Source organism: Celeribacter marinus, from assembly GCF_965656515.1.
Classification (GTDB): domain Bacteria; phylum Pseudomonadota; class Alphaproteobacteria; order Rhodobacterales; family Rhodobacteraceae; genus Celeribacter; species Celeribacter marinus_D.
Genome location: NZ_CBFHKW010000012.1, coordinates 14311 through 39933 on the forward strand (window position 1 = coordinate 14311; position 25623 = coordinate 39933).

Here is a 25623-nt window from a genome sequence, read left to right on the forward strand (position 1 = left end):
GAAGGTGGAGGAGCGCTATGTCATGGATCCCTCGCCCATTCCAAAGTTCGACAATCCCAAACTTGAAATGGCAGCAATCCAATTGTTTGGGGCGGGGCGCGAACAACGCATTTACGCTATCCCACCGTATACGAAAGTCGTGTCGCTCGATTTCGAGGATTATCCGTTTGATCCATCAAAGGCCGATCATCCGTGCGATCTGTGCGGAGCCGATCACACATACCTTGATGAGGTGATTATAGACGATACGGGTGGGCGCATGTTTGTGTGCTCCGACACCGATTATTGCGGCGAACGTCAGGGTGATGGCTGTCGCGGTCGTCTTTCGCCGGCACAGGAGGTCACACAATGATCCATATGCCCACACCGCTTTTGTCCGTCCGTGATGTCGCCAAATCCTACGGCACGCGGATCGGCTGTACCGATGTTTCGTTTGATCTCTACCCAGGGGAAGTTATGGGCATTGTGGGAGAATCCGGTTCGGGAAAGTCCACATTGCTCAGCTGCCTCGCCGGACAGTTAGCTCCTGATGCCGGCGAGGTATTGTTTGACACGCGCACGGGTGGGTTGCGCGATACGCTCGCTATGAGCGAACCCGAGCGACGCATGCTATCGCGCACCGATTGGGCGTTTGTCCATCAACATGCGCGCGATGGGTTACGCATGTCGGTGTCTGCGGGGGGCAATGTGGGCGAGCGTCTGATGGCCGTGGGCGCGCGGCGCTATGATACCATCCGCGCGCAGGCCATAGATTGGCTGGGTCGCGTAGAAATATCTGAAGACCGCGTCGACGATCGGCCTTCGGCGTTTTCTGGCGGGATGCAGCAACGTCTGCAAATCGCGCGAAACCTCGTTACGGGACCGCGCTTGGTATTCATGGATGAACCCACGGGCGGACTAGATGTCTCGGTGCAGGCCCGATTGCTTGATCTCTTGCGCGGCCTTGTACGCGAAATGGGATTGTCGGCCATTATCGTGACGCACGATCTCGCGGTGGTGCGCCTCTTGGCCGACCGATTGATGGTCATGAAATCGGGGCGCGTGGTCGAGGCGGGTCTGACCGACCAAGTGCTCGATGATCCACAGCACGCCTATACTCAACTTCTTGTTTCCTCTGTCTTGCAGGTGTGACCCATGATCCGTATTCAAAACGTCTCTAAAACCTTTACCCTCCACAACCAGTCGAGTGCGGTGATCCGCGTTATGGACGGGGCAACATTTAACGTCGAGCATGGCGAATGCGTGGCACTTACGGGAAACTCGGGTGCCGGCAAGTCGACGCTTATGCGGCTGATCTACGGCAACTATTTATCGACCTCTGGGTCGATCGTGGTCGGCGATGTGGACGTGGCACAGGCCGAACCGCGCCAAATCATCGCTTTGCGCCGCGAAACACTCGGCTATGTTTCGCAATTTCTGCGTGTGGTGCCACGTGTGGCAACACTGGATGTTGTAGCAGAACCGCTTTTGTCAATTGGCGTCCCAAAAGACATTGCGTTCGAGCGCGCCCGCGATCTTTTAACGCGGCTCAATATTCCACAAACACTATGGGGTCTGTCACCCACAACATTTTCGGGAGGCGAGCAACAGCGAGTCAACATCGCCCGTGGTTTTGCCCATACCTATCCAGCAATGCTTTTGGATGAGCCGACCGCGTCACTTGATGCAACAAACAGAGAAACCGTATTGAGCCTGATTGAGGAAGCTAAGTCACGCGGTGCGGCGATCATCGGAATTTTCCACGACCAACCCGCACGCGACCGCGTGGCCGACCGCGAAATCGATGTGTCCTGTTTCACACCTGAGCGGGTGGCATAATGACAGGTCGCTTGTTCGCCGTTGTCGGCCCGTCAGGGGCAGGCAAGGACACGTTGATAGACGCAGCAATGCAGGTGCGAGCTGATCTGTTCAAAGCCCGCCGTGTCATCACCCGCCCAACTGAGTCAGGTGGGGAAGACTTTGATGGCGTCACAGTAGCCGAATTTGATCGCCGTCGCGCGGCAGGGGAATTTGCGCTCTACTGGGATGCGCACGGGTTATCATATGGCGTGCCGCTGTCGATCGAGACCGCAATGCGCCAAGGACGGGATGTGATTTTCAACAGCTCTCGCGCCATCTTACCCCATGCCTATGAAATCTATCCGACCCTGTCTGTTATTCTTGTGACAGCATCGCCCGCAACTCTGGCCGGGCGTCTGGCTGCACGAGGCCGCGAAAGTCGAGCTGATATAGAGGGGCGTTTGGCGCGGGCCGAATATGACCTTGCTCCTGGTTTGCCTGTGCGACAAGTTTCGAATGATCGTGATTTGGGCGCGGCAGTAACCGCGTTCCTAACCGCTCTTCAGCCCGAAAGCGTAGAGCGGTGAACAACATGAAACCGCCCGTCCTCCGCTTCGCCAAACAGGCACAGTTCGTTGATCTCAAACGGGCGTGGCGTGAGGGGCAAAAGATGCGTGTCCAATATCCCCGTAACGTTTTGCACGTCGGTCGGATCGAGTTTGCCGGACAATGTCAGGTGGAACTGGAATTGCTCCATCACATAGGGATAGCCCCACTTGACGAGATTGGCCTCTTGGGCTGCCGACAGTCCTGCGGAGCGCCGACGCGTAAGTTCGGCCGCACTTGCTTCGGCACGAAAATGATCCAAGTCTTTCACAACCGTTGCGGCCAACTGCGCCAATGGAGCCATATTACTCGTTGGCGTGAGGGCCAAAAATCCATCGATGCAGTGCAATTGCAGACCGTCGCATTGCACGGGGGAAAGGCGCGCCGCCAATGTCGACATTTCTTCGACCAGTTGCGAACGTGTCTTTCCCGACTGGAGGCGAAAAGGCGGCTTGATAGTGCCATGAAATCCGTATTTGCGCGGCTGCTGCGTCAGCGCATTGATCGGCTGTTGCAACCCACCCCAATTGGGATGTGGGACTGTGCGCCCGCTCGAAGGATTCCATCCGAGCCAAGCCGCCGCAGCGTCAGCAAACGGTCCCGCAGGCGGGGCATAATAAACGGCAAATCTTTTATATTCTGTCATGGCGTTACATTTACCGGCGAAGTGTCACATCCTCGTGACAAAGACATGGCAAGTCGCAGACTGCAACTCAGGATAAATCAATGACCGATATCGCTTTTTCAAACGCACGCATCGTAAGCGACCACGAGGTGATCCACGGAACCCTTCGTGTATCAAACGGCAAGATTGTAGAAATCACGGCGGGTAACACAAATACTGCCGATGCCATTGACGTCTGTGGCGACATCTTAATCCCTGGACTGGTTGAGCTGCATACAGATAATCTTGAGCGCCACCTTGAGCCGCGCCCAAAAGTAGATTGGCCACATGCGGCGGCTATTCTCGCGCACGATGCTGAATTGGCTTCTGCAGGTATTACCACGGTTTTCGATGCGATGAGGATTGGGTCGATTCACAAAGATAATCTTGGTTATCTCCCCTATGCCCGCTCTGTTTCGCTTGAGGTCATGGAATTGCGTGCAAAGGGCGCTTTGAAGATAAACCACTACTTACACTTGCGCGCTGAAGTGTGCTCTGAAACGCTTGAAGCCGAGTTTGCCGAGTTTGGTCCTGAAGATCGCGTGGGGCTTGTATCGTTGATGGATCATACCCCCGGACAACGCCAATTTCGCGATTTAACCGCCCTCAAGACCTATTTGCAAAAGAAGCGCGGCCTCACTGATCATGACTTTGATGAACATGTGGAGCATCTGATGACTCTTCGCGGAACGTATGGCGAGCGACACGAAGAGGTTACAGTACGCGAAGCAATGCGTCTGGGTGCTGTCTTGGCATCGCACGATGACACATCAGCCGATCACGTTGACATCTCAAAAGGCTACGGTGTGCGGGTGGCTGAATTCCCCACTACAGTCGAGGCTGCACAGGCCTGTAAAACGCATGGGATTTCGGTTATGATGGGGGCCCCCAACCTGATCCGTGGAGGCTCGCATTCTGGCAATGTTGCGGCACATGAACTGGCTGAGCGAGGATTGCTAGATATCATTTCATCTGATTACGTGCCTTATGCGTTGTTATCGTCGGCATTTTTACTGGCTGATCTATGGGATGATTTGCCGCGCGCGATAGCAACTGTAACGTCCACACCAGCGCGCTCCGTTGGCTTTGCCGATCGCGGGGTGCTCAAAGTAGGCTTGCACGCGGATATTGTGCGCATCGCTCGTATCGAAGGTAGCCCTGTTATTCGGGGCGTCTGGTGTCATGGTCGTCAAGTGAGTTGATGCAAGCAGTGATTGCATTGGAACGAGTCCGCTTGTGTTTGATCCATCTAGCATCAAACGCGATGTGTCGTGTACCTGCTGGTTCGTGCAGCACGTTCGCGTACTTCAGGTGATATCTGTTTCCACATTGGTTCTTTTTATAACCCAGTATCCTTACGCCTGGGTCTGCGACAAACAAGGGGCGGTTCAGATGGAAAGGTACCGAAAAAGCAGAGTGCTAGATTTAGATGTGCAAGTGCGGATTGAGGAGGTGTCAATACCATCGCAATTGCTTTCAAATTTCGGCCGTGCACCAGACAAAATCGTGATCAGATAGTGGCTTTCCGCTATCCATCGTCGACGCCACAAGGCCGCTGTCCACACGCTTCAATCGACGGCCGGCGATCCAATCAAGCTTCATCGCCCGATCTGGGTGGGGCGTGATAAGACTAGGGCGTGTCGTGTTTCCGGGCGCTGTAAAATCCCAATTATAGCCACGGTCCTCGGCGAATGAAAACAAGGTTTCATTACGCCAGTCAAAATGCGGGGGCATGTTGTTTCCTGTGTTCAGGTCTCCGCCCAGAACGACTGGCATGTCAGGCGCGAAGGTGTCTATTGCGCCGAGCAAACGTTGCATTTGCATGTGCCGGTGCGCCGCATCCGCATTGCTTTCCAAATGGGTGCTTACAACACATAGAGGTCCGCTTTGTGTTGGGATCACCGCAGCGATCGCCATGCGTCCACCAAGTCGAGGTTGTTCCGGGTCTACAGTTGCCGTTCCGCGGGCGAACCAATGCCCGTGGTCATCTAATCGGATCAGTGCGGTGCGCTCAAACGGGACCGACGATAGGATCGCGTTGCCGTGCCAGCCGAGCGCATTGAAATCGTCGCGACAGAATGCACGTTCGGTTGCGCCACCAAGGTCGAGTTCGTGAAACTCGACCCCAAAGGCGTAGGCCATGCCCAGCTGTGCCGCCACGACTTCGGTGGTGTGGCGCTGACCTGTGCGGGCCATGCCATGGTCGACCTCTGATAGTAGAACAATGTCTGGAGCCACGGGCCCAAGATGGGCAGCGGTCTCTTCGGGAAACAGGCAGCGTTCCACATTCCACGCCGCGACCGTAAACTGAGGCGGAAGAGTGTTCGCAGCGGCCGTTCCCCCTAGTTGTACGGCATTCATCGCAGGCATCTGCGCCAGCAAGGCGCTGTGCGCTTGAGCAGTTCGCGGCGCGTCCAGAATGCGACGCCGTTCGGCCTCGGTGATTGGCGGAAGGTCTGCCACCTGTGTTGTGATCATAGCGCCAGACCTGTTTCTGCGTCGAACAAAACTACAGCGTCCGGATTGATCGACATCCGGATCGGCCCCGCGGAGACGACCACATCCTTACCGACATGGATAGTGAGGTCTTGTCCATCCAGTTGGCCGTGCAAAAGACGGTGTGCGCCTAACTCTTCAACGATATCGACCGTGAAGGAGATCTCGCAGGTGGGTCCAATCTCGATATCTTCGGGGCGGATGCCCAAGATGACGGGGCCGACTGCGGCCGTGGCCGCAACGCTGATGTCGTCGCTCAAATCTACACAGCCGCCGACGCTTGTGCCAGCAAGCAGATTCATTGGCGGCGCGCCCATGAAGCTGGCAACAAAGGTCGATGCAGGGCGGTGGTAGATCTCGGCGGGGGTGCCGATCTGTTCGATGCGGCCTGCGTTCAGTACAATGATACGGTCGGCCATGGTCATGGCTTCGACCTGATCGTGAGTTACATAGATCGAGGTAACACCAAGTCGGCGCTGCAGGGCCTTGATCTCGATCCGCATCTGATGCCGCAATTTGGCGTCGAGATTGGACAGCGGTTCGTCAAATAAGAACAGCGAAGGATCACGCACCACAGCGCGCCCCATTGCGACCCGTTGGCGCTGGCCACCAGACAGCTGGCTCGGCTTGCGATCCAGAAACTCAGTAAGGTTGAGCATTTTGGCAGCTGTTTGAACTTTCGCCTCGATGTCGGACGAGGCGATTTTACGGTTCTTCAATCCGTAGCCGATATTTTTGCGCACAGTCATGTGGGGGTAAAGCGCGTAATTCTGGAACACCATCGCAATGTCGCGATCTGCTGGATCGACGTGGTTCACATTGCGATCCCCGATCGATAATGCTCCTTCGGATATTTCTTCCAGTCCTGCGACCATGCGCAAGAGTGTCGACTTGCCACAGCCCGATGGTCCGACCAGCACGACAAATTCACCATCGGCGATGTCAAAGCTTGTGGGTGCAACAGCTTCAAACCCGTTGGGGTAAACTTTGCGGACATTACTGAGCGATACTTGCGCCATTGGTTCTTCCTATTTGTCGGATTCAGTCAGGCCCTTGACGAACCAGCTTTGAAAAAAGATCACGACCAACACGGGCGGCAGGATCGCGATTAGTGCCAGCATATTGGCGCGGCCATATTCGGGGATATTGGTGCCTTCAAGATCTTGGGTTAGCTGCTTGATCCCGCGCACGAGCGTGTACATACCCTCTTCAGTTGTCACCATTGTCGGCCACAAATACTGGTTCCAGCCATAGACAAACATGATGATGAACATGGCTGCGATCATGGTCTGCGATAGCGGCACAAGGATATCGACAAAGAACTTAATCGGCCCAGCCCCATCAATGCGCGCCGCCTCGACCAGTTCCTCGGGTACGGACCGAAAAAATTGGCGGAAAAAGAACGTCGCAGTGGCAGATGCAATAAGGGGCACAATAAGGCCGGTATAGGTGTTAAGCAGCCCAAGCTTTTGTGCGATTTCGTAAGATGGCAGGATGCGCACTTCGAGCGGCAGCAGCAACGTCGTGAAAATCAGCCAGAAGGCAAAGGTCGCAAACCGCAGACGGAAATAAACCAACGCATAGGCAGCCATCATGCCAATGACGATCTTGCCCAAAGCAAAGCCGATACCAAGGATGAGCGAGTTCATCAGCATCCGCATTCCGGTATTTTCACCCGAAAAACCTGAGGCCTGAAACATGGCGGATATGAAGTTGTCGTCGAACTGGTCGCCGATGACGAATTCAGGGCCGTTCTTGATCGTTTCAAGATCGGTTGTGGTTGTTGTTTGAAGCACCATCAAAAGGGGCACCAGCAAAAACAGTGACCCGAGAATTAAGATGACATGATCCAAAACGCGACCCCATTTCAGGCGGCGTTTAGCGATTGGGATGTGAGTGGTGTCGGTCATGATCCGGTCCATTATGTGTAGTGGATGCGGCGCTCCACCAGCCGGAACTGGAAGATCGTCAACGCGAGGACAAGCACCATCAAGATGACCGATTGTGCCGATGATCCCCCGATATCATTGCCACGGAAACCGTCGACATAAACCTTGTAAACAAGCGTCATCGGGTTATTGCCCGGCTCGCCTTTTACCAACACATCAACAACGCCAAAGGTGTCGAACAAGGCGTAGGTTATGTTGATGATCAGCAAAAAGAAGCCGGTGGGCGCGAGGAGAGGAAATGTTACATCCCAGAACCGGCGGACGGATGACTTTGCGTCAATTAAGGCCGCTTCGCGCACGGATTTAGGTATGGACTGCAGACCTGACAGGAAGAAGATGAAGTTCACCGGAACCTGTTTCCAGACCGCCACAAGAACCATCGCCGTGGCGGTGTCTGCGAAATTCACGCCGAGTTTGAAATCCCACCCAAGGGATTTTGCAAGCTCTGCCATTGGTCCCCAGTTTTGGTTGAACATCAGAAGACCGATAAACCCCGCGACAGGCGGTGCCACAGCATAGACCCACATCAAAAGCGTGCGGTAGGTTTTCGCACCGCGGATCACGTTATCGGCCTTAACCGCCAGTAACAACGCAAGCGCGAGGGAAAAGAACGTCACAAGCACCGTGAACAGCAGCGTGAATTTTGCAATTCGCTCATATTCAGAACTGGCTGTCAGGCGTGTGTAGTTGTCAAACCCTACAAAGCTGGCGCCGAACCCGAAGGGGTCTTCGAGGTAGAAGGACGACTGCACCGCATGTGCGGCGGGCCAATAGAAAAACACGGCGATAATAGCCAACTGTGGCAACAACAAAAGGACCGGAAGCCAACGTGTGGCGAAGCCTGCTCGTTTCATAATGTCCTCGAGGAGCTTTGAATGGGCGACGGCCGCACGTTGGTGCGGCCGCCAATATTAAACCTGTACGGTTTAGTTTTGGGTCTGTGCAAAACGGGCCAATAGCTCGTTCGATTCAACTTCGATTGTATCAAAGGCATCATCGACAGAGGTTTCGCCTGTCAGGATACGGCCGAACTCGCGGTTCATTACGTCACGGATCTGAACGTAGAACCCCATGCGGTAGCCGCGCGTGTTTTCGCTCGCGTCCAAAGACAGCTGCAGGATACCTGTTTCAGCGGCAGGGAAACGGTCATAATGTCCGTCAGCTGTTGCCATGTCATAGGCTGCGGTTGTGATCGGCACGTAGCCTGTTTCACGGTGCCACATGTACTGAACGTCTGGCGACGTCAGGTATTCAAAAAACGCCGCAGTTGCTTCGTTTTCGTCGTCAGGCTGACCTGACATTGCAAACAGGGCCGCGCCTCCGATGAAGGTTTGCTTTGGTTCAGTTGTGATCGCTTCCCAATAGGGGAGGTAGGTCGCAGAGAAGTCAAAGCCGAGGTCCTTTTGAGACAGGCCACCAAAGGAGCCAGATGAGCCAAACCAGATCGCAACTTCGCCTTCTTCGAACGGTGTTTGGTTGTCATTCCAACCTGTGCCGAACCATTCGAAATATCCAGCGTCCTGCCACTTGGTCAATGCCGTGAAGTGCGCCTTTAGAGGGTCAACGTTGACGAGGATCTCCGTCCCGTCCGCGCCATCATACCCGTTCGCGTTGGTCGCAAATGGGAGATCGTTGCGGGACATAAAGTTCTCGACGAAGATCCATGGCAGATGCGACTGCGCCATTGCGGTGTAGCCTGCCTCTTTCAAAGCGGGCGCTGTGACCGTTTCAAACTCTTCCCAAGTGACTGGGGGGGTGACGCCGGCCGCTTCGAGTGCTTGCACGTTATAATACATGATTGGCGACGACGAATTGAACGGCATACCGATCATTTTGCCATCCGCATCCGCGTAGAAATAACGCACGCCGGAAATGTAGTCTTCGATGTTAAAGTCTACGCCATTGGCCTCGAGCAAATCTTGAACTGGAACAGTGGCGCCTTGGGCCGCAATAACGGTGGCGGCGCCAGCATCAAACACCTGCATGATGTTTGGCTGCTCGCCTGCGCGGAAAGCGGCAATACCTGCCGTCAGGGCTTCCTCATAGGTGCCTTTGAAGACGGGCGTGATTTTGTAGTCGTCTTGGCTTGTATTGAAACCTTCAGCAATTTCATTGACCGTTTCGCCGAGGGCCCCGCCCATTGCGTGCCACCAAGTGATTTCAGTTTCGGCATATGCTGTGCTTGCCAACATGCTCAGCGCAGCAGCTGAGCTTATCGCGATGTTCTTCATGATCTTACTCCGGTTTCATGTAGTGCCGGCCTATGGCTGGCTCTTATGTCATGGGTGCTTGATGCGTCCCAAAATTCGAAAACTCGTCATAGCCGAGACAGTCCCGCCTGACGGAAATGCAGATCGTCCGCATGCTATGACCGCTACGATGATGAAATGACGGCGATGTGAAGGATTTGTTTGGGTTTTGTAACGGCGGGCAAGCTACGGCGATGTTTCATCGGTGCGTCATGATTTTGTCACGCCAGATTTACGAAACTGCCCATTCTATGTGCGGTAATCCATTTATATTGAGGAAATAGAATGTCATTCAAACTTATCGGCATGACGTCGGCTTTCGCGCTTGCTGCTACAGGCGCACTCGCGGAGATGAACTTCAATCGCATCGCAAGCTTTGCGACTTTCAACAATAATGCAGATGTGTCGGCGGCATCCTCCGCCGAAATTATTGGCGCGTCTGGTGACGGCATGACCTTGGTCTATTCCGATAGCCCGCTTGGCGTGATCGGTATGATCGACATCACCGATCCTAGCGCCCCCGCGGCCTTAGGTAACATCAATGTCGGTGGCGAGCCAACTGCCGTGTCCGTGCTCGGCAACATCGCCATGACCGGCGTGAATACGTCAGAAAGCTATACAGCGCCGTCGGGACTGTTGAAGGCCTTCGATATCACCTCAGGGATCGAAGTCGCCGCGTGCGATTTGGGCGGACAGCCTGACAGCACAGCAATCGCACCTGACGGCAGCTTTATCGCAATCGCGATTGAAAACGAACGCGATGAGGGCCTAGGCGACGGTGGTATTGGCCAGATGCCTGGTGGTTTTGTCGTCACGCTCGACATCACGGACGGCATGCCCGACTGTGAAAGCATGGTGCAGATTGACGTTAACGGCTTGGCTGACATTGGTGCGAATGACCCCGAGCCCGAATTTGTCGACGTAAACGCCGAGGGCGAAATCGTTGTTACAATGCAGGAAAACAATCATATCGTCGTGATGAACAAGACGGGCGAGATCCTCAGTCACTTTTCGGCGGGCGCCGTTGATCTGACCGACATCGACACCACGGACGAACGTGGCGCGCTTTTATTCACCCAGTCGCAAGAGGGCCGCTTGCGCGAACCGGACGGCGTTCAGTGGATCGACAGCGATCATTTCGCCATCGCTAACGAAGGCGACATGAACGGGGGCGCACGCGGTTGGACCATCTTCCACAAAGACGGCACCGAAGTTTATGAAGCGGGCAACAGCTTTGAGCACGCAGTCGTCCAGCACGGACATTACCCTGACAAACGGTCCGACGCGAAGGGTGTAGAGCCCGAGGGTATGGAGTTCGGCGTTTTTGACGATACGCCCTATGCGTTCATTCTGGCAGAACGCGCTTCAATCGTTGGCGTCTACGATGTCACCGACCCAACCGCCCCGGTCTTAACCCAAATGTTGCCATCGGGGATCGCACCTGAAGGGGCCATCGCAATCCCGTCGCGCGGGTTGTTCATCACTGCAAATGAGGCCGACCTAATCGAAGGTGGCGGGATTCGTAGCCATGTCATGATTTATGAATACCAAGACGCGCCCGCCACTTATCCCCAATTGACCTCAGCAGGAGCAGATGAGTTGATTGGCTGGGGAGCCATCTCGGGCATGGTCGCAGGCGAAAATGGCTTAATTTATGCCGTGAACGACAGCTTCTATGGCTATCAGCCAACGATTTTCACCATTGATACCACTGTAACTCCTGCACAGATCACCGCTGCCTTGCCCGTTACTCGAGGTGGGTTCGCGGCCCAAAAGCTCGATCTCGAAGGCATCACATTAGATGGCGAGGGCGGGTTCTGGGTAGCGTCCGAAGGGCGCACAGACCGGATGATCCCCCATGGGCTCTATCATGTGAACAGTAATGGAGAGATCGAGAAAGAAATTGCGCTGCCCCCCGAACTTCTTGCGGTTGAGCGTCGTTTTGGATTTGAAGGTATCACATTGGTGGATGGCACCTTGTGGATGGCGGTTCAGCGCGAATGGGCGGATGATCCCGCTGATCACGTCAAGCTGGTATCCTACAAGATCGAAACCGACGAATGGGGCGCAGTTCTGTATCCGAAAGCCGCGGTCGATACTGGTTGGGTCGGCCTTTCCGAGATCGTCGCCTATAATGGTGATTTCTACGTGGTCGAACGCGACAACCAGATCGGCGCGAACGCTGCGATCAAGATGGTTTACCGCATCTCAGGCGACCAGATGGTTCCTGCGGCGCTTGGCGGCGACCTCCCAGTCGTCCGAAAAGAGGCAGTCATGGACCTGATGCCTGCGCTGGAGGCCAACAACGGCTATGTCGTCGACAAAGTTGAAGGTCTGGCGATCTTTGCGGATGGCTCCGCTTGGGCGAGCACCGACAATGATGGCGTCGACGATAGTTCGGGAGAAACGTTCTTCTGGACCCTTGGAAGCCTCTAGGCCTCAAAAGCTGGAAGCGGCGATGCGCAACAAATATCGCGCATCGCCGCACCCCGAGCTCCATATCATGGCTCTTACTTGCGCAGGCTGCCCAACCAGCGTTCGTTGACAAAACCGCCAAAAGGGATCAGCGCGCCGATAAAAAGACGCAAGCCGCCCCAAACCCCAATCAGTTGTGTGCCGAGCCCATAAACGATCATGACCACAAATCCGGTAAAGGCAGCGCCGTGAATCGGTCCGATGATGGAGACCAGCCCTGGCAAGCCTGCCCAGTATTTGAGCGGCACAGCAACACACACCAATATTATGAGCGTGAGCCCCTCGAGCATCGCTGCACGTTGAAGCCATTTCATTAGATCTACTCCAGTTTGATGGTCCGCCCCTAACCGAACGTGTGGCACCGATACTGAGCGCTGAGAGGGACGGCAATGCGGCACTAAGTCCGGAAACCGATTCCTTCCCCCCCAAAAACACCCGATCTTTTCCTGAAGATTAAAGTTATGCGTGCGCCCTTTCGACTGCATAGGTCGACATCATATGACGCCGAGAAGTTTCCACCACAAGAAATCAAGCGGCACAAGCGCAAGCAGCGTAATGATTGAAACGGTCACTGTAAGCTTCAGCAGTGGTCGTGTTTTTTCCCCTGCAAGCCCCATTGCAACGATCAGGGGTCCAACCTGGTAAGGGAAGATTACAGTGGAAAAGCCGATGACTTGTGTCATCAACACCGCGGTGAGCGAGAAGCCCGTGGCTTCGGCCAAGTCTGCTGCAAGCGGTGTCAGAACAGCTGGCGCACCAGGCGCTGTTGTGAAAATCGAAGTGCCCGTTCCCAAGAGCGACAGCGAGATGAAATTCATGAAGTCTTGTCCGGCTTTCAAAGGCAGAACGGTGAAGGCCTGAGTTGCAATAATGTCGCCCAAGCCGCTGGACTGGACTATGGTTCCAAGCGTCAAAGCGCCCGCCACGAATAGCAGCATTGAGAAATCGACAGATGATTTGAAAACTGGCGGTGGCACGAAACCCAATTGCGGCACCATCAAAACCAAAGACGCGCCTAAGCCGACCCACGCCGCATTGATCTCGTGCAGTTGGTCTGTTGCCCAAAGACCAAGCGTCAACAACAAGATTGCCATCAGTATGGTCTGGCGCTCTTTGCCTGCTGTCCCGTGTTCAGTTTGGATCACATTGGCCTCAACCTGTGCCGGAAAGAAATACAGAACAAGTCCAATGATGAGAGCCGATTTCAGCAGTCCCAGCACAGGGTAGTGTAGCAACAAATAATCACTATAACTGAAATGTATGTCGAAGGATTGCTCGGCCACGCCGGACAGGATGATGTTGGGGATGTTGGATGGTAGGATCGCAAAGCTAGGCATATTCGTGCCGATGGCGATAATAATTGCGACGCCTGTGCGTCCTTTTGTTCCTTTTCCAAGCCCGAATGCATCCGCAAGGGCCATGCCAACAGGGACCAAGACCGCAGCCCGCCCTAACGATGACGGCATAACAAACCCGAGCATCATCCCCAACACCATGAGACCTATGATCAAAGTTGCATAGCTTTTAGAAAGATGCGGTCGCGCAATCGCACCCATTCGTGCGCCGAGTCCCGAATGGGTAATTGCAGCACCGATGACAAATCCCGCCACTACCAGCCAGATCGCGGTTGATGAGAAGCTCGAAAAGACCTCTTGCGGTGTCGCCAGATCACCCAAAATCAACGCTGCAAACAGGAACGTGGACCCAACGTATCCCGGCATCACGCCCGTGCCCCAAATCGCCAAGGTGATAAGCACAACACCAAAGGTCGTTGCCTGCGCACCCGTCATCCCCGCAGGCTGCGCGATTGCCGCCCATGCAGCCAATATGACGGCCAATATGAAGATAAGGTTTGATGCACGTGTCATGAGAGTCACTTTGTAAATTGAGTGTTTTGCGGATGTCTTAAGCGGATGAAATGTCATCACAATGAGATATGACGTCCAATCGTGCCAACGCGGCAAAATGCCACCGATTCCTCTCGGTCAAAGTTGTAAGCGTTGACCCCTTTGACTTTCTCACCAACTGCTGTTGGCGCGCCAGTCTGGGCCTTCAATCATGGCACCACATAACATTGATCGGCTAGAGATGCGTGTCCAGAATCCAGACCAACTCTAAGATCGGATTGCTCATCGGCTTTCTCCTCGAAGTTTGATGTCACTCCATTTGGCAGCATTATTAAAATTCCGGCGGCAAAAGGCGGGCTCAAAGAGCCCGCCAGTCGCGTTAAAGTGTGCGGGTTGAGAAGTACCAATCCACAGTGTGGTGGCCTTCGCTGGCACGGGCCATCGCAGCCTCGGGGGTTGCTGGCGTCGGAACAATCACTGGCTCACCCGGCTTCCAGTTTTCTGGCATTGCGCATTGGTTTTCATCTGCCGTTTGCATGGCAACCAGCAGGCGATAAATTTCATCCACCGAACGACCAGCATTCATAGGATAATAGACCATCGCACGCAGGACGCCTTCGGGGTCGATCAGGAACGTTGCGCGGACAGCGGCGGTGTCTGACGCGCCCGGCTGAATCATCCCGTAGGCCTGTGCGACCGCCATATTGAGGTCGGCGATGATTGGAAACTTGATCTCGACGCCGAACTTTTCTTTGATATTCAGCATCCAAGCAATGTGGCTGTAATGGCTGTCGATGGACAGGCCCAACAGCTCTGTATTGCGGGCATTAAATTCGTCCTGCTTCTTGGCGAAGCCGATGAACTCTGTTGTGCAAACGGGTGTGAAGTCCGCAGGGTGAGAAAACAGCACCAGCCATTTGCCGCGATAATCTGCAAGGGTTTTGCGGCCATGTGTTGTAGGAGCGTCGAATGCGGGGGCGGGCTCGTTCAGGCGAGCACCTGCGGCGTGGATCTGGTCGGTCATTTGGGCTGTCCTTCGTGTCAGCGTTTCGATGATCCAGAAATAGCTGCTAGACAAAAATAGAGGAAATTGAATATAAAACTAATTATGATAGATATAATCTATAAATGATTACGCTTCGCCAAATACGCTATCTGACGGCTGTGGCCGAGACGCTGAATTTCTCACGGGCGGCTGAAATCTGTTTTGTAACCCAACCCACTCTCAGCGCGGGCATCAAGGAACTAGAGGACCGCCTTGGGGTACAGCTTATAGAACGCACCCGTCAAAGCGTGCTGCTGACGCCTGTTGGCCAGAAGATCACAGCCCGCGGGCGCCAACTCTTACTGGACGCCATAGAGATTGAGACCGTAGCGAAGGCCCACCGCAATCCGTCTGAGGGCGATTTGAAACTTGGGTCGATCCCAACGATTGGCCCGTACCTGTTGCCGCGGGCGTTGCCTGTAATCCGAAATATGTTCCCTGATCTTCGCGTTTATCTGCGCGAAGAGATGACCGAGAGTCTGATTGAGGGCCTTACTGCGGGGCGTCTTGATCTGATACTGATCGCGCTCCCGTTTGACACAGGTGCCTTGGAAATCATGCCGCTCTTTGCGGACGGCTATCAACTGGCCACACCCGCCGATTGGCCAGTCACGCGTGACGTTGAGATGTTGACCGAAGGCGGGCAACTCATGCTGCTCGAGAAAGGACATTGTCTCCAGCGCCATGCATTGGAGGCATATCCCAGCCACAATTTGTCCGTGCAAGACAGCTTCTCTGCGACCAGCCTCACGACGTTGATTGCAATGGTATCAGAAAGACTGGGCGTAACCCTCTTGCCGAACCTTGCAGTCGAAGCAGGCGTCGCGGGAGGTAGCAACGTTCGGCTTACTCCGCTCCCCGACGCCTGCCCGCGTCACGTGGTTCTCGCATGGCGGCCGGGGTCGGCACGTGATGCGCTATTCAAGAACCTTGGCAACCTTCTGAAAAGCTTAAACTAAGTGAAATTGACATCGCGCGTGAAACCGAAACGGGAGTGTCCAATGTTTTCGGCACGAGGTGCTGATTGAGGGCTACGCGGCGGAGAACCAAGTTTGCCTACACATTCTGTGCATCGACGTTTCGTTGAATGCCAAGCGGCCTGTGACGATAGAAACGCACAGGTCCGGTTTATCTGCCGAGCGGGCCTCCTCAGTGAATGCGGTCAACGCGTGCATTGTATGTGAGTGCAACCCTTTCTTGACTGCTTGTGCCCCCGCGGCTTGGGCTTGGGGTTCCTTCCTATACGCCCTCCAAGGGTGAATGATGAGAATTAGAGACGAAATAATAGGCCTTAGAGTTGAGCGATCTCGGCAACACGAGCAGCGTTATTCGCCGCCAAATTTCCGACTGCAGCGAAGAGATTGTTTTCAAATCCGACCCGTGCTTTGCCTCCCAGATCAAAGGCGCACCGCAAACATTCAGTTTCGGTTCTCCCGAACGCGCAGGCGGCCCAATCCGCGTCGGGTGCAACTTGGCTTAGCTGTTCGACCAATGGCGCCAACAGATTGCTGTTCGAGTATTGGCCATCGGTATAACGCCCCAAAACGAGTAGCGCTTGAATGTTCTCTGTCGGGATGCGACCCGACACGATCTCGTGCTTTAGCAGCGCGAGATCCGCCTGATCATACAGTATATGTTGCACCGCAATGTCTGACTCATGCGCCCAATGGTAAAAGTCGAGGACGGGCCCTTCGCTTAACATCTCGCGGATCGAAATTGATACCGCTACGGGCATCACATCGCGCACGAGCCTACGTTGTTGTGATGGCGTGTATTTCCCCACAGATTCTGTAGTGATCTGTACGAGCATGTCTGGGCACGAAATAGCCATCTCAGCGATTACTTCACGGTAAAGCCCCGCATCAAGAATATGCGCACCGTTTGCATCTCGTACATGAGCATGCAGCCCGGTGGCGCCCTCGCTCCAACATGCGACGGCGGTCTTTACGGTTTCTTGAACGGTGATGGGCAGTTCAGGGTGGTCTGCTTTGGTGCGGCGCGCCCCATTGGGGGCGACCATGATACGGGGCAACGGCCTCATGATGCCAATGCCATCGCGATCGCGCGATCCAGTTTTTCGACCAGTTCTCCAATCTGATCCTCTGTTATGATGAATGGTGGGGCCAATAGGACATGATCACCTCGCTGCCCGTCAATTGTGCCTCCCATCGGGTAGCACATCAGCCCGTTTTCCATCGCGGCAGCTTTTATTTTCTTATTTATCGCTCGGGACGGATCAAAAGGATCTTTGGTGCCGCGATCAGCGACCAACTCCAAACCTCTAAACAGGCCACGTCCACGGATGTCGCCGATGTTCGGGTGCTGGCCAAACCTCTCTTCAAGGCGGGACTGTAATAGATCACCCATGACTTGCACACGTGGGATGAGTTCGCCTCCCGTCAACTGCGCGACAACCGCTTTCGCTGCGGCCGTTGCCATTGGATGGCCAAGATAGGTGTGACCGTGTTGGAAAAAACCACTGCCATTTGCAATCGTTTCGAAGATTTCAGATGAACAGAGCATCGCGCCAATCGGCTGATATCCCGCGCCCAACCCCTTGGCTATAGTGACAATGTCAGGTGAAATGCCATCGTACTCACTCGCGAAGAGATGCCCGGTGCGCCCCATGCCGCACATAACTTCATCAAGGATCAGCAAAATCCCGTTGGCGTCACAGATGTCGCGGATACGCTTGAAGTAGCCGTCGACGGCAGGAACCGCGCCAAGTGTCGCTCCAACCACAGGTTCTGCGACAAACGCCATGACGCTTTCTGGTCCCAAGCGGTCGATCTCGGCTTGCAACTCATTTGCAACCCTCTGGCCATATTCATATTCAGTCTCGCCGGTATCTTGCTCGCGATACGCATAGCACGGAGCAATATGGCTTGCTTCGATCAATAACGGATCGAACTGCTTTCGCCGCCACGCATTGCCACCGGCGGCCAAAGCGCCCAACGTATTGCCGTGATAACTTTGGCGGCGCGCGATAATCCTGTGACGTGTGCTCTCACCTTTTTCCAAAAAATACTGGCGTGCGAGTTTGAGCGCGGCCTCGATCGCCTCGGATCCGCTTGAAACGATATAGGCGTGATCGATGCCGTCAGGCGCGTGCATCACGAGCAGATCGGCAAGTGATTCTGTCGGCTCAGATGTAAAAAAGCCTGTATGGGCATAGGCGATTTGGTCTAACTGGGCATGCATCGCATCGCGTACGATTTGGTTCGAGTGCCCAAGACATGACACCGCCGCCCCACCACAGGCATCAAGGTATCTCTTCCCAGTATTATCAATGATATAACACCCATCTCCGAAGGTGGCGGTGGGTAGTTTGGCGTGGGATGTACGATGGAAAACAGCAGTCATTTTTGCATTCCGATTCTGGCTGATAGGTAATCATATTTGCATTTTGTGTTTACTTGCAAATTATTTTGCATACAGATTGATGTAGGACAAGAGGTCCGTTCAATCCTAGGGAGGACACATGAATATCATCGAGAAACTAGCTGCTGCGGCAGCCCTTGCGATTACTGCGACGAGCGCGGTTGCTGAAGATCTGATTGTCGCAACTGACACTGCGTTTGTGCCATTCGAGTTCAAACAGGACGGCGAGTATGTCGGCTTTGATATCGATATGTGGGACGCAATCGCCAAAGATCTGGGCGTATCATATGAGCTGCGCCCAATGGATTTTAACGGCATCATTCCCGCCCTACAGACCGGTCAAGTCGACGTAGCTTTAGCCGGCATCACAATCAAGGAGTCACGTCAGGAAGTTATCGACTTTTCCGATGGCTACTACGACAGCGGCTTTCTTTTGATGGTTCCGTCTGACAGCGATATCACTGGTGAGGCTGATTTGGCTGGCAAAGCTGTAGCGTTGAAAACCGGTACATCTGCTGCCGATTATGCTAATGAAAACTTCACCGATAGTGAGCTGCGCTTGTTCCCCAACATCGATAACGCCTATCTTGAATTACGCACCGGTCGTGTGGACGCTGCCATGCATGACACGCCGAATGTACTTTACTACATCGCAAATGCCGGAAACGGTGACGTCAAAGCCGTTGGTGCGCAGATGTTGGCGCATGAATATGGCATCGGTTTTCCAAAAGGTAGCGCGTGGGTTGAGCGCGTGAACGCATCTCTAGCCGCGATGAAGGCAGACGGGCGTTATGACGCGATCTTTTCCAAGTGGTTCGGAAAAGCGCCTTCCAACTAAATTCAAAATAACCAACCCGCGCCTGAAATGGCGCGGGTAATCCAAATAAAGGGGGCACCTCATGCAGGTCGACTGGTCAATCATGTTCGACTTTATCCCGCAGTTGATTGCGGGGTCTAAGGTCACAATATACATCACAGTTTTGGGGTTGATCGGGGGGATCATTCTTGGCGTTATTGCTGGATTGATGCGCGCCTATGGCAACAAGTTCCTCAACGCCATCGCTTTCACTTATATTGAATTGATCCGCGGCACGCCGATTGTTGTGCAGGTCATGTTTCTTTACTTTGCTCTGCCTGTTTTGGCCGATATTCGAATTGATCCGATGTCTGCGGCGGTATTAGCGATTGTGGTGAATGCAGGCGCCTATATTGCCGAGATCGTTCGAGGCGCGTTTTTGTCCATTCACAAGGGCTTGACCGAGGCTGGTCTCGCTATCGGGATGCCACATTGGCAGGTTTTGCTTTATATCGTTGGGCCCTTGGCCTTTCGCCGCTTGATCCCTCCGCTTGGCAATCAGTTTATTGTTAGCCTGAAAGACACATCATTGTTCATCGTGATTGGTGTTGGTGAATTGACCCGTACCGGACAAGAAATCATGGCGGCGAACTTTCGCGCGGTGGAAATCTGGACCGCTGTTGCGATCTGTTATCTGATGATGACTGGCACCATGACAATCGCGTTGCGTGCCGTTGAAAAGAGGATGAAAATCCTATGAGCTTTATTGAATTTAAAAAGACATCCAAAGCCTTTGGCCCCTTGGAGGTTCTGACCGATGTCGACCTGTCTATCGAGCAGGGCGAAGTCGTGGTTTTGATCGGCCCCTCTGGCTCGGGAAAGTCTACATTACTGCGCTGTATAAACGGGCTTGAGACCATCACTGGCGGTGATTTGATCGTTGACGGACTTTCTGTCAATGCAGGCAGCAAAACACTTCGCGAAATCCGGCAAGAGGCCGGTATGGTCTTTCAACAGTTTAACCTCTTCCCACAGATGACAGCCTTGCAAAACGTGGCGCTTGGGCCGCGCAAGGTGCGTGGTCTCGCTAAGGCCGAGGCCGAAAAGCAGGCAAAAGAGCTACTGGACAAAGTGGGACTGTCTGACAAGGGCGGTCATTTTCCTGCCGAATTGTCAGGTGGGCAACAACAGCGCGTTGCAATTGCACGCGCATTGGCTGTGAAGCCAAAGGTGATGCTGTTCGATGAGCCGACTTCAGCACTTGATCCTGAATTGAAGCATGAAGTCCTAAACGTCATGCTTCAACTTGCCAAAGAGGGGATGACGATGGTTGTCGTCACTCATGAGATGAGTTTTGCAAAACAGGTTGGCACGCGGTTGATCTTTATGGAACACGGCAAAATCGCCGTAGATGATGACCCGCGCACCGTAATAGATTCCCCTCCGAACCCGCGCATGAAGGACTTTCTTAGCCATGTCGAATAGCATGAACCCTATCGGTTGGCTAAAGGTCTCCGGCACGTCGTTTGAAATTGGGCATGCTATGGGCGTAGAGGGGCGTGAGGCTGTTCATACGCATTTGATTCACTCTGACATATGGTCAGCAGTTACATCACCTGATCATGGAAACACAGTTGCCCGATTGATGCGAAACACCCAGATGCGGTTCCCAGAGTTCTATGATGAAATTCGTGGTTTGGCCTTGGGTTTGCAATTGCCGTTAAAGGACGTGTTCGCATGGAATTGCCGTGGGGACATACTTGCCTCGGTCCCCGATGGCTGTACCACGATCCAGACTCCGGGAGATGAAATCAAGATCAGTCACAATGAAGATGGATTGCCATTCTTTCGAGGCTATTGCTTCATTCTTGACGCGCGTCCGCAATCGTCGACGGCGTTCCGAGCGTTTTGTTATCCGGGGTCAGTCGCGGGTCACACGTTTGGCTGGAATGATGCTGGTCTGGTGCAAGCCGTGAATAATCTACGGTTGCGAAATGTCGAAGCAAAAATACCCCGGATGATCTTGGGGCGTGCTGTTCTGGCTTCGAATTCGCTGGAAAACGCGTTGGATGTTCTGTCCAACGAGCCGGGCTGTGGAGGGTTCCATATGACACTCGCTCAAGCAGGCAACCCGAACCTGCTCAGTGTCGAATATGGCGGTGGAAAGGTGTCGGTCTCTCAGATAATGTCACGAAGTGGTCATGCCAATCATGCTCTACATTTGGCCGCGGACGGGCAGATTGTGACCCAGTCTTCAAGTGACCGGCAAACGACCGTCGAGCGGCTCACATTAAATCCCCGCATGGCGGATATCGATATTTTGCGCGACACCTCCGGTCCAGGCCTGCCGATCCGTAGGGATGCCCCCGACGACCCTGATCAAGAAAACACGCTTGCAACATGCTTGTTTATTGTTTCTAAATCTGCGGTCGAGTGGAGGATCTATGGTGACAAAGAAGGACGAGCAGCCCACCAAAGCGAACGTGAGCCTGCCTAAGAATGCCCCAAGCAATATTGAAGAGCTACGCGCTGTCCTTATCGCTATCACAAAGGGCGATGCGCGGCCTCGGCTCGGGGCGAAAGCCCGTGATGCTTTTGGTAAAATTTTGGATATCCAAGATAGTAATGACTTATTGTCGATTACAACGCTGTCGGAGCGCATAGATACGAATCCGTCAACTATCACGCGATTGGCTAGGGCACTCGGTTATTCCGGTTTCGGTCCCTTTCAAAAGGCATTGTTGGCCACGCGGCTGCAACAACCAGGATCTTTTTATCTGAACCAGGCTCAATCAGTGATCTCAAACGCAGATCAACCGATCAAACAGCGCGCCGCTCAGCTGTGCCACGAAAATCAGGCAAACATAGATTATTTTGTAGATAACTTAGACACTGGGAGCTTTGAGAGCGCGATTGGTCTCATTTCAAACGCGCGGCGTGTCACCGTCTATGGCGTCCGACAGTTTCATTCTCTCGCGGCTTTTTTGACCTACGGCCTTCGTTTGGTCCGTTCCGACGTGTCTCTTCTCGATGCAAACGGATTAGGGGTCGCCGAGGAAATCGGTGCCATGGGGGCCGGAGATGTTTGCATCGTAGCGAGCGTTGCGCCGTACTCGAGCCAAGTGGCGCTTGCCGCGCAGGTGGCGAACGAGCAGGGCCTTGATGTCATTGCCATTACAGACCTTGCCAGCTCACCACTCATCTCGAACGCGAAAATTGCAATTTTTGTGCCCCATCAGAGCAGTTTCATATCAAACTCGATTACGAGCTATTTTGCGGCTGCCGAATGCATCATCAACGCGGTCGCCGCATTCGACTCTGATAAAACAGAGCAAGCCCTAATCGCCCGTCAGGCGCTGATCCAGCGCCTGAGTATCGAAGACCGTTGAGCGTTGACAAAAAACGGTGATGTTGAAACGGTCGTGTGGTTGGTCGGGTCTTGTGGCCTCACGAACATCAGATCAGCTTGTTGCTTTTCAAAAAGCCTTCCATCGTCGCTTGCTGCGCGGTGGTGAGGGGCCATGCGGAGGGTGCGCGGGTGGGGCCGCAATCGTTGCCGATAGCTTTCAGCGCAGCTTTCACACCCGTCACGTTGGTACCATTCATCTCTTGGGCGCGCACGTCCTCAAAGGGTTCCATGTCGGCAATTAAGGTGTTGGCTTTGGGGTAGTTCCCAGCTTCCAACGCGGCGTGGATCGCAACTGAACGCTCGGGCCAGATGTTGATCAGGCCGGATGTGAATCCACGCGCGCCAACGGCGTAAAACGTTGGTGCCCAGACCTCAGCTAAGCCGCCCACCCAAACGATGCTTGGATCACACGCCGCTTTGGCGGCGGCCAGTTTCATCGGGTTTGGTGTGGCCCACTTGACGCCTTTGACGCCCTCAACCGCACACAGATCCGCAATTGCGCCAGTGCCGATTGTATCGTTGCGCAGGTATACCATCATCGGCAATCCACCCGATGCGTCCGCGATGGCATTGAGGTAGTCGATCACGCCGCGCGGGGCGACGAACGGGTCTGGTGGCTGATGAACCATTAAGGCCGTGGCCCCCGCCTCAGCCGATACTTTGGCTAATGTGATCGCATCGCGAACACCGCGTCCGATACCCGCCAATACGGGCGCGCGCCCGTCAACCATGTCGACGACTTCTTGCGCCATCGCGCAGGCCTCATCGGTGGTCAGGGCATAAAATTCGCCCGTGTTACCGTTCACCACTGGCATGTGCATGCCTGCGCCTAAGGCGCGGTCAATGATCGGCGCAAGGCGGTAGGGATCGATATCGCCCGCCTCATCATACGGGGTGACGAGAATGCCGGAGATGCCCGTGAGAGCTTGGTCGAGGGTCAAAGCCATAGGGTGGCCTCCTTGAAATGGTTCGTCTTAAAAAATGTCGGGTTCGCCCGCGGGAGCACCAAAATCGCGTTCCAGATAGTCAAAGTCGCATCCCTTATCAGCCTGCGTGACATGGCGCGAGAACATGTAGCCGTAGCCGCGCTCATATCGGGGTTCGGGGGCGACCCATGCGGCTTTGCGTGCGGCGATCTCGTCATCGCTGACAAGCATATTGAGCGACCTGTTGGGCAAATCCAGTTTGACAATGTCACCCGTTTTCAAAAGCGCAAGCGGCCCGCCGATAAAGCTTTCTGGTGCCACATGAAGCACACAGGCGCCGTAGGATGTGCCGGACATGCGCGCGTCCGAGATTCGTAGCATGTCACGGTGGCCTTGTTTGATCAGGGCTTTAGGGATCGGCAGCATTCCCCATTCCGGCATTCCTGGCCCGCCCTGAGGTCCAGCATTACGTAGAACCAAAACCGTGTCGGGAGTCACGTCGAGATTTTCGTCGTCAATGGCCGCTTTCATCTCCGGGTAGCTGTCAAAGACGAGTGCGGGGCCCTCATGTTCGTAATACTTAGGGTCGCAGGCCGCAGGTTTGATTACGGCCCCATCGGGACACAGATTGCCGCGTAAAAGAGCAAGCGAGCCTTCGGCGTAGACGGGGTTATCAAGGGGGCGAATAACATCATCATTGTAGACCTTCGCGTCCTTAATGCCGTCACCTACGCTTTGTCCCGTAACGGTGATGCAAGAGGTGTCGAGCATCGCTTCCATCTGTTTCATCAGCGCGCGCAACCCGCCCGCGTAGTAGAAATCTTCCATAAGGTAGTCTTTGCCCGAGGGCCGCACGTTTGCGATCAGCGGAGTGCTGCGGCCAAGCGCATCCAAATCATCAAGAGTTAGATTAACGCCGGCGCGGCGCGCCATTGCGATAAGGTGGATAACTGCATTGGTCGAGCATCCCGTGGCCATGGCAACCTTGGCGGCGTTCGTTACCGCTGCTGGCGTCACAATGTCGGAAGGTTTGAGGTCTTCCCAAACCATATCAACAATGCGTCGACCGCAATCGGCGCCCATGCGTTGGTGGCCGCTATCGGAGGCAGGAATCGAGGATGCGCCGGGCAATGTGAGTCCCATTGCATCCGCAATTGCAGTCATAGTCGATGCGGTGCCCATGGTCATACAGGTACCGGCGGAGCGTGCGATACCGCCTTGAACTCCAAGCCACTCCTCGTCCGTGATGTTGCCCGCGCGGCGTTCGTCCCAGTATTTCCAAGCGTCTGAGCCAGAGCCGAGGATTTTGCCCGCGTAGTGCCCGCGGAGCATCGGACCAGCGGGGAGAAAGATCATGGGAAGGCCCGCAGTGATTGCACCCATCACCAAGCCTGGCGTGGTCTTGTCGCACCCGCCCATGAGGACAACCCCATCGAGGGGGTGCGCGCGAATTTGCTCTTCCGTCTCCATGGCCAGCATGTTGCGGTACAGCATCGAAGTTGGTTTGTTAAAGCTTTCGTCCACCGACAGGGCGGGCATTTCCACAGGAAATCCGCCCGCCTGTAGGACGCCGCGTTTGACGTCGCGCACGCGTTCTGGAAAGTGGCTGTGACACGAGTTGAGTTCGGACCATGTGTTGAGGATGCCAATAATGGGCCGCCCGCGATACTCATCGTCAGAATAGCCAAGCTGCATCATCCGAGAACGGTGACCAAAGCTGCGTAAATCATCGGGTTCGAACCACCGAGCTGAGCGAAGTTGGTCAGGCGAGATGTGCTTTTTTTCTGACATGCGCGGCCTCCCGACCTCGAAGTATTCGGATTTAGTGTTCGATTTTGTGTATGCGCGTACATAACAGGCCGTCAACTATAGATGCGAAAAAAGATCTAATTATTATATATTATAGACAGCTTTTGACTGGATTTATAGAAATCGCACGAAAATTAGTATGCGCATACATAATAGTTTCCTGCGGTAGATTTGTGTGCATCACATTTGCTG

The 25623-nt window shown here is 54.3% G+C and carries 24 protein-coding genes and 1 pseudogene; 12 read left to right on the forward strand and 13 right to left on the reverse strand.

The features are described 5' to 3' along the window. From ACTG34_RS04520 to phnN, 4 genes are all read left to right on the forward strand, one after another. Positions 1 to 352 (forward strand): alpha-D-ribose 1-methylphosphonate 5-phosphate C-P-lyase PhnJ (locus tag ACTG34_RS04520; RefSeq protein ID WP_439103814.1); only part of this gene is annotated, 352 nt, incomplete at its 5' end. Between the two features lie 5 nt (positions 353 to 357). After that, a complete protein-coding gene (gene phnK / locus ACTG34_RS04525; protein ID WP_439103858.1) occupies positions 358 to 1131 on the forward strand; it encodes a phosphonate C-P lyase system protein PhnK in 774 nt (257 codons plus the stop codon). Positions 1132 to 1134: 3 nt separating this feature from the next. Continuing rightward, positions 1135 to 1818, forward strand: a complete 684-nt coding sequence (gene phnL, locus ACTG34_RS04530; protein WP_439103815.1) for a phosphonate C-P lyase system protein PhnL — start codon at positions 1135 to 1137, stop codon at positions 1816 to 1818. Continuing rightward, positions 1818 to 2366, forward strand: a complete 549-nt coding sequence (gene phnN, locus ACTG34_RS04535; protein WP_439103816.1) for a phosphonate metabolism protein/1,5-bisphosphokinase (PRPP-forming) PhnN — start codon at positions 1818 to 1820, stop codon at positions 2364 to 2366. Before phnL ends, phnN begins: the two co-directional genes overlap by 1 nt. Here phnN and ACTG34_RS04540 read toward each other — a convergent pair. Further along, a complete protein-coding gene (locus tag ACTG34_RS04540) occupies positions 2342 to 3031 on the reverse strand; it encodes a DUF1045 domain-containing protein (protein WP_439103817.1) in 690 nt (229 codons plus the stop codon). The two genes, phnN and ACTG34_RS04540, sit on opposite strands and share 25 nt — an antisense overlap. Positions 3032 to 3102: 71 nt before the next feature. Here ACTG34_RS04540 and ACTG34_RS04545 point away from each other — a divergent pair. Next, positions 3103 to 4251 (forward strand): annotated as a pseudogene (locus ACTG34_RS04545) (alpha-D-ribose 1-methylphosphonate 5-triphosphate diphosphatase); the annotation flags it as partial. A gap of 274 nt (positions 4252 to 4525) precedes the next feature. Here the strand turns inward: ACTG34_RS04545 and ACTG34_RS04550 are convergent. The 5 genes from ACTG34_RS04550 to ACTG34_RS04570 form a co-directional block, all read right to left on the reverse strand. After that, on the reverse strand, positions 4526 to 5527 hold the full coding sequence (locus ACTG34_RS04550) for an endonuclease/exonuclease/phosphatase family protein (RefSeq protein WP_439103818.1): 1002 nt from the start codon (positions 5525 to 5527) through the stop codon (positions 4526 to 4528). Further along, positions 5524 to 6564, reverse strand: coding sequence for an ABC transporter ATP-binding protein (locus tag ACTG34_RS04555; protein WP_439103819.1), 1041 nt, complete (start codon positions 6562 to 6564; stop codon positions 5524 to 5526). The genes ACTG34_RS04550 and ACTG34_RS04555 overlap by 4 nt, the downstream gene beginning before the upstream one ends. 9 nt (positions 6565 to 6573) lie before the next feature. Further along, positions 6574 to 7455 (reverse strand): ABC transporter permease subunit, encoded by an 882-nt coding sequence (locus tag ACTG34_RS04560; RefSeq protein ID WP_439103820.1) that lies wholly within the window; start codon positions 7453 to 7455, stop codon positions 6574 to 6576. Positions 7456 to 7466: 11 nt separating this feature from the next. Beyond that, positions 7467 to 8348 carry an ABC transporter permease subunit gene (locus ACTG34_RS04565; RefSeq protein ID WP_439103821.1) on the reverse strand — a complete coding sequence of 294 codons (882 nt, stop codon included), beginning with the start codon at positions 8346 to 8348 and terminating at the stop codon, positions 7467 to 7469. A gap of 72 nt (positions 8349 to 8420) precedes the next feature. Next, positions 8421 to 9725: an extracellular solute-binding protein gene (locus ACTG34_RS04570; protein WP_439103822.1), complete on the reverse strand. Its 1305-nt coding sequence runs from the start codon at positions 9723 to 9725 to the stop codon at positions 8421 to 8423. A gap of 303 nt (positions 9726 to 10028) precedes the next feature. Between ACTG34_RS04570 and ACTG34_RS04575 the strand changes: the two genes are divergently transcribed. Then, positions 10029 to 12179 carry an esterase-like activity of phytase family protein gene (locus ACTG34_RS04575; protein ID WP_439103823.1) on the forward strand — a complete coding sequence of 717 codons (2151 nt, stop codon included), beginning with the start codon at positions 10029 to 10031 and terminating at the stop codon, positions 12177 to 12179. Between the two features lie 74 nt (positions 12180 to 12253). Here the strand turns inward: ACTG34_RS04575 and ACTG34_RS04580 are convergent, their stop codons facing one another. The 3 genes from ACTG34_RS04580 to ACTG34_RS04590 form a co-directional block, all read right to left on the reverse strand. Then, positions 12254 to 12532, reverse strand: a complete 279-nt coding sequence (locus tag ACTG34_RS04580; RefSeq protein ID WP_439103824.1) for a DUF3817 domain-containing protein — start codon at positions 12530 to 12532, stop codon at positions 12254 to 12256. Positions 12533 to 12712: 180 nt separating this feature from the next. Next, entirely contained in the window at positions 12713 to 14086 is a 1374-nt protein-coding gene (locus ACTG34_RS04585; RefSeq protein WP_439103825.1) for an SLC13 family permease, read from the reverse strand. A 358-nt stretch (positions 14087 to 14444) separates the two neighbouring features. Further along, a complete protein-coding gene (locus ACTG34_RS04590) occupies positions 14445 to 15089 on the reverse strand; it encodes a peroxiredoxin (protein WP_439103826.1) in 645 nt (214 codons plus the stop codon). 104 nt (positions 15090 to 15193) lie between these two features. On the opposite strand from ACTG34_RS04590, the gene ACTG34_RS04595 reads away from it, so the two are divergent. After that, positions 15194 to 16069, forward strand: coding sequence for a hydrogen peroxide-inducible genes activator (locus ACTG34_RS04595; RefSeq protein ID WP_439103827.1), 876 nt, complete (start codon positions 15194 to 15196; stop codon positions 16067 to 16069). Between the two features lie 332 nt (positions 16070 to 16401). Here the strand turns inward: ACTG34_RS04595 and ACTG34_RS04600 are convergent, their stop codons facing one another. Beyond that, positions 16402 to 17151 carry a 3-keto-5-aminohexanoate cleavage protein gene (locus tag ACTG34_RS04600; RefSeq protein WP_439103828.1) on the reverse strand — a complete coding sequence of 250 codons (750 nt, stop codon included), beginning with the start codon at positions 17149 to 17151 and terminating at the stop codon, positions 16402 to 16404. Then, positions 17148 to 18473 carry an aspartate aminotransferase family protein gene (locus ACTG34_RS04605; protein ID WP_439103829.1) on the reverse strand — a complete coding sequence of 442 codons (1326 nt, stop codon included), beginning with the start codon at positions 18471 to 18473 and terminating at the stop codon, positions 17148 to 17150. The genes ACTG34_RS04600 and ACTG34_RS04605 overlap by 4 nt, the downstream gene beginning before the upstream one ends. A 118-nt stretch (positions 18474 to 18591) precedes the next feature. Here ACTG34_RS04605 and glnH point away from each other — a divergent pair, with 118 nt between their 5' ends. The 5 genes from glnH (at position 18592) to ACTG34_RS04630 (ending at position 22676) form a co-directional block, all read left to right on the forward strand. Next, positions 18592 to 19329, forward strand: coding sequence for a glutamine ABC transporter substrate-binding protein GlnH (gene glnH / locus ACTG34_RS04610; RefSeq protein ID WP_439103830.1), 738 nt, complete (start codon positions 18592 to 18594; stop codon positions 19327 to 19329). Between the two features lie 61 nt (positions 19330 to 19390). Then, a complete protein-coding gene (gene glnP / locus ACTG34_RS04615; RefSeq protein ID WP_439103831.1) occupies positions 19391 to 20047 on the forward strand; it encodes a glutamine ABC transporter permease GlnP in 657 nt (218 codons plus the stop codon). Beyond that, the gene (gene glnQ / locus ACTG34_RS04620) at positions 20044 to 20772 is read left to right on the forward strand and encodes a glutamine ABC transporter ATP-binding protein GlnQ (RefSeq protein WP_439103832.1); all 729 of its coding nucleotides are present in this window, start codon (positions 20044 to 20046) and stop codon (positions 20770 to 20772) included. Before glnP ends, glnQ begins: the two co-directional genes overlap by 4 nt. Beyond that, on the forward strand, positions 20762 to 21784 hold the full coding sequence (locus tag ACTG34_RS04625) for a C45 family autoproteolytic acyltransferase/hydolase (protein ID WP_439103833.1): 1023 nt from the start codon (positions 20762 to 20764) through the stop codon (positions 21782 to 21784). The genes glnQ and ACTG34_RS04625 overlap by 11 nt, the downstream gene beginning before the upstream one ends. Next, positions 21732 to 22676, forward strand: a complete 945-nt coding sequence (locus ACTG34_RS04630; protein ID WP_439103834.1) for a MurR/RpiR family transcriptional regulator — start codon at positions 21732 to 21734, stop codon at positions 22674 to 22676. Before ACTG34_RS04625 ends, ACTG34_RS04630 begins: the two co-directional genes overlap by 53 nt. 67 nt (positions 22677 to 22743) lie before the next feature. Here ACTG34_RS04630 and ACTG34_RS04635 read toward each other — a convergent pair whose 3' ends face one another. Together ACTG34_RS04635 and araD are read right to left on the reverse strand one after the other, a co-directional pair. Further along, complete coding sequence (locus ACTG34_RS04635) at positions 22744 to 23643, reverse strand: dihydrodipicolinate synthase family protein (protein ID WP_439103835.1); 900 nt, start codon at positions 23641 to 23643, stop codon at positions 22744 to 22746. Between the two features lie 27 nt (positions 23644 to 23670). After that, complete coding sequence (gene araD, locus ACTG34_RS04640; RefSeq protein ID WP_439103836.1) at positions 23671 to 25413, reverse strand: L-arabinonate dehydratase; 1743 nt, start codon at positions 25411 to 25413, stop codon at positions 23671 to 23673. Positions 25414 to 25623 lie beyond the last annotated feature (210 nt).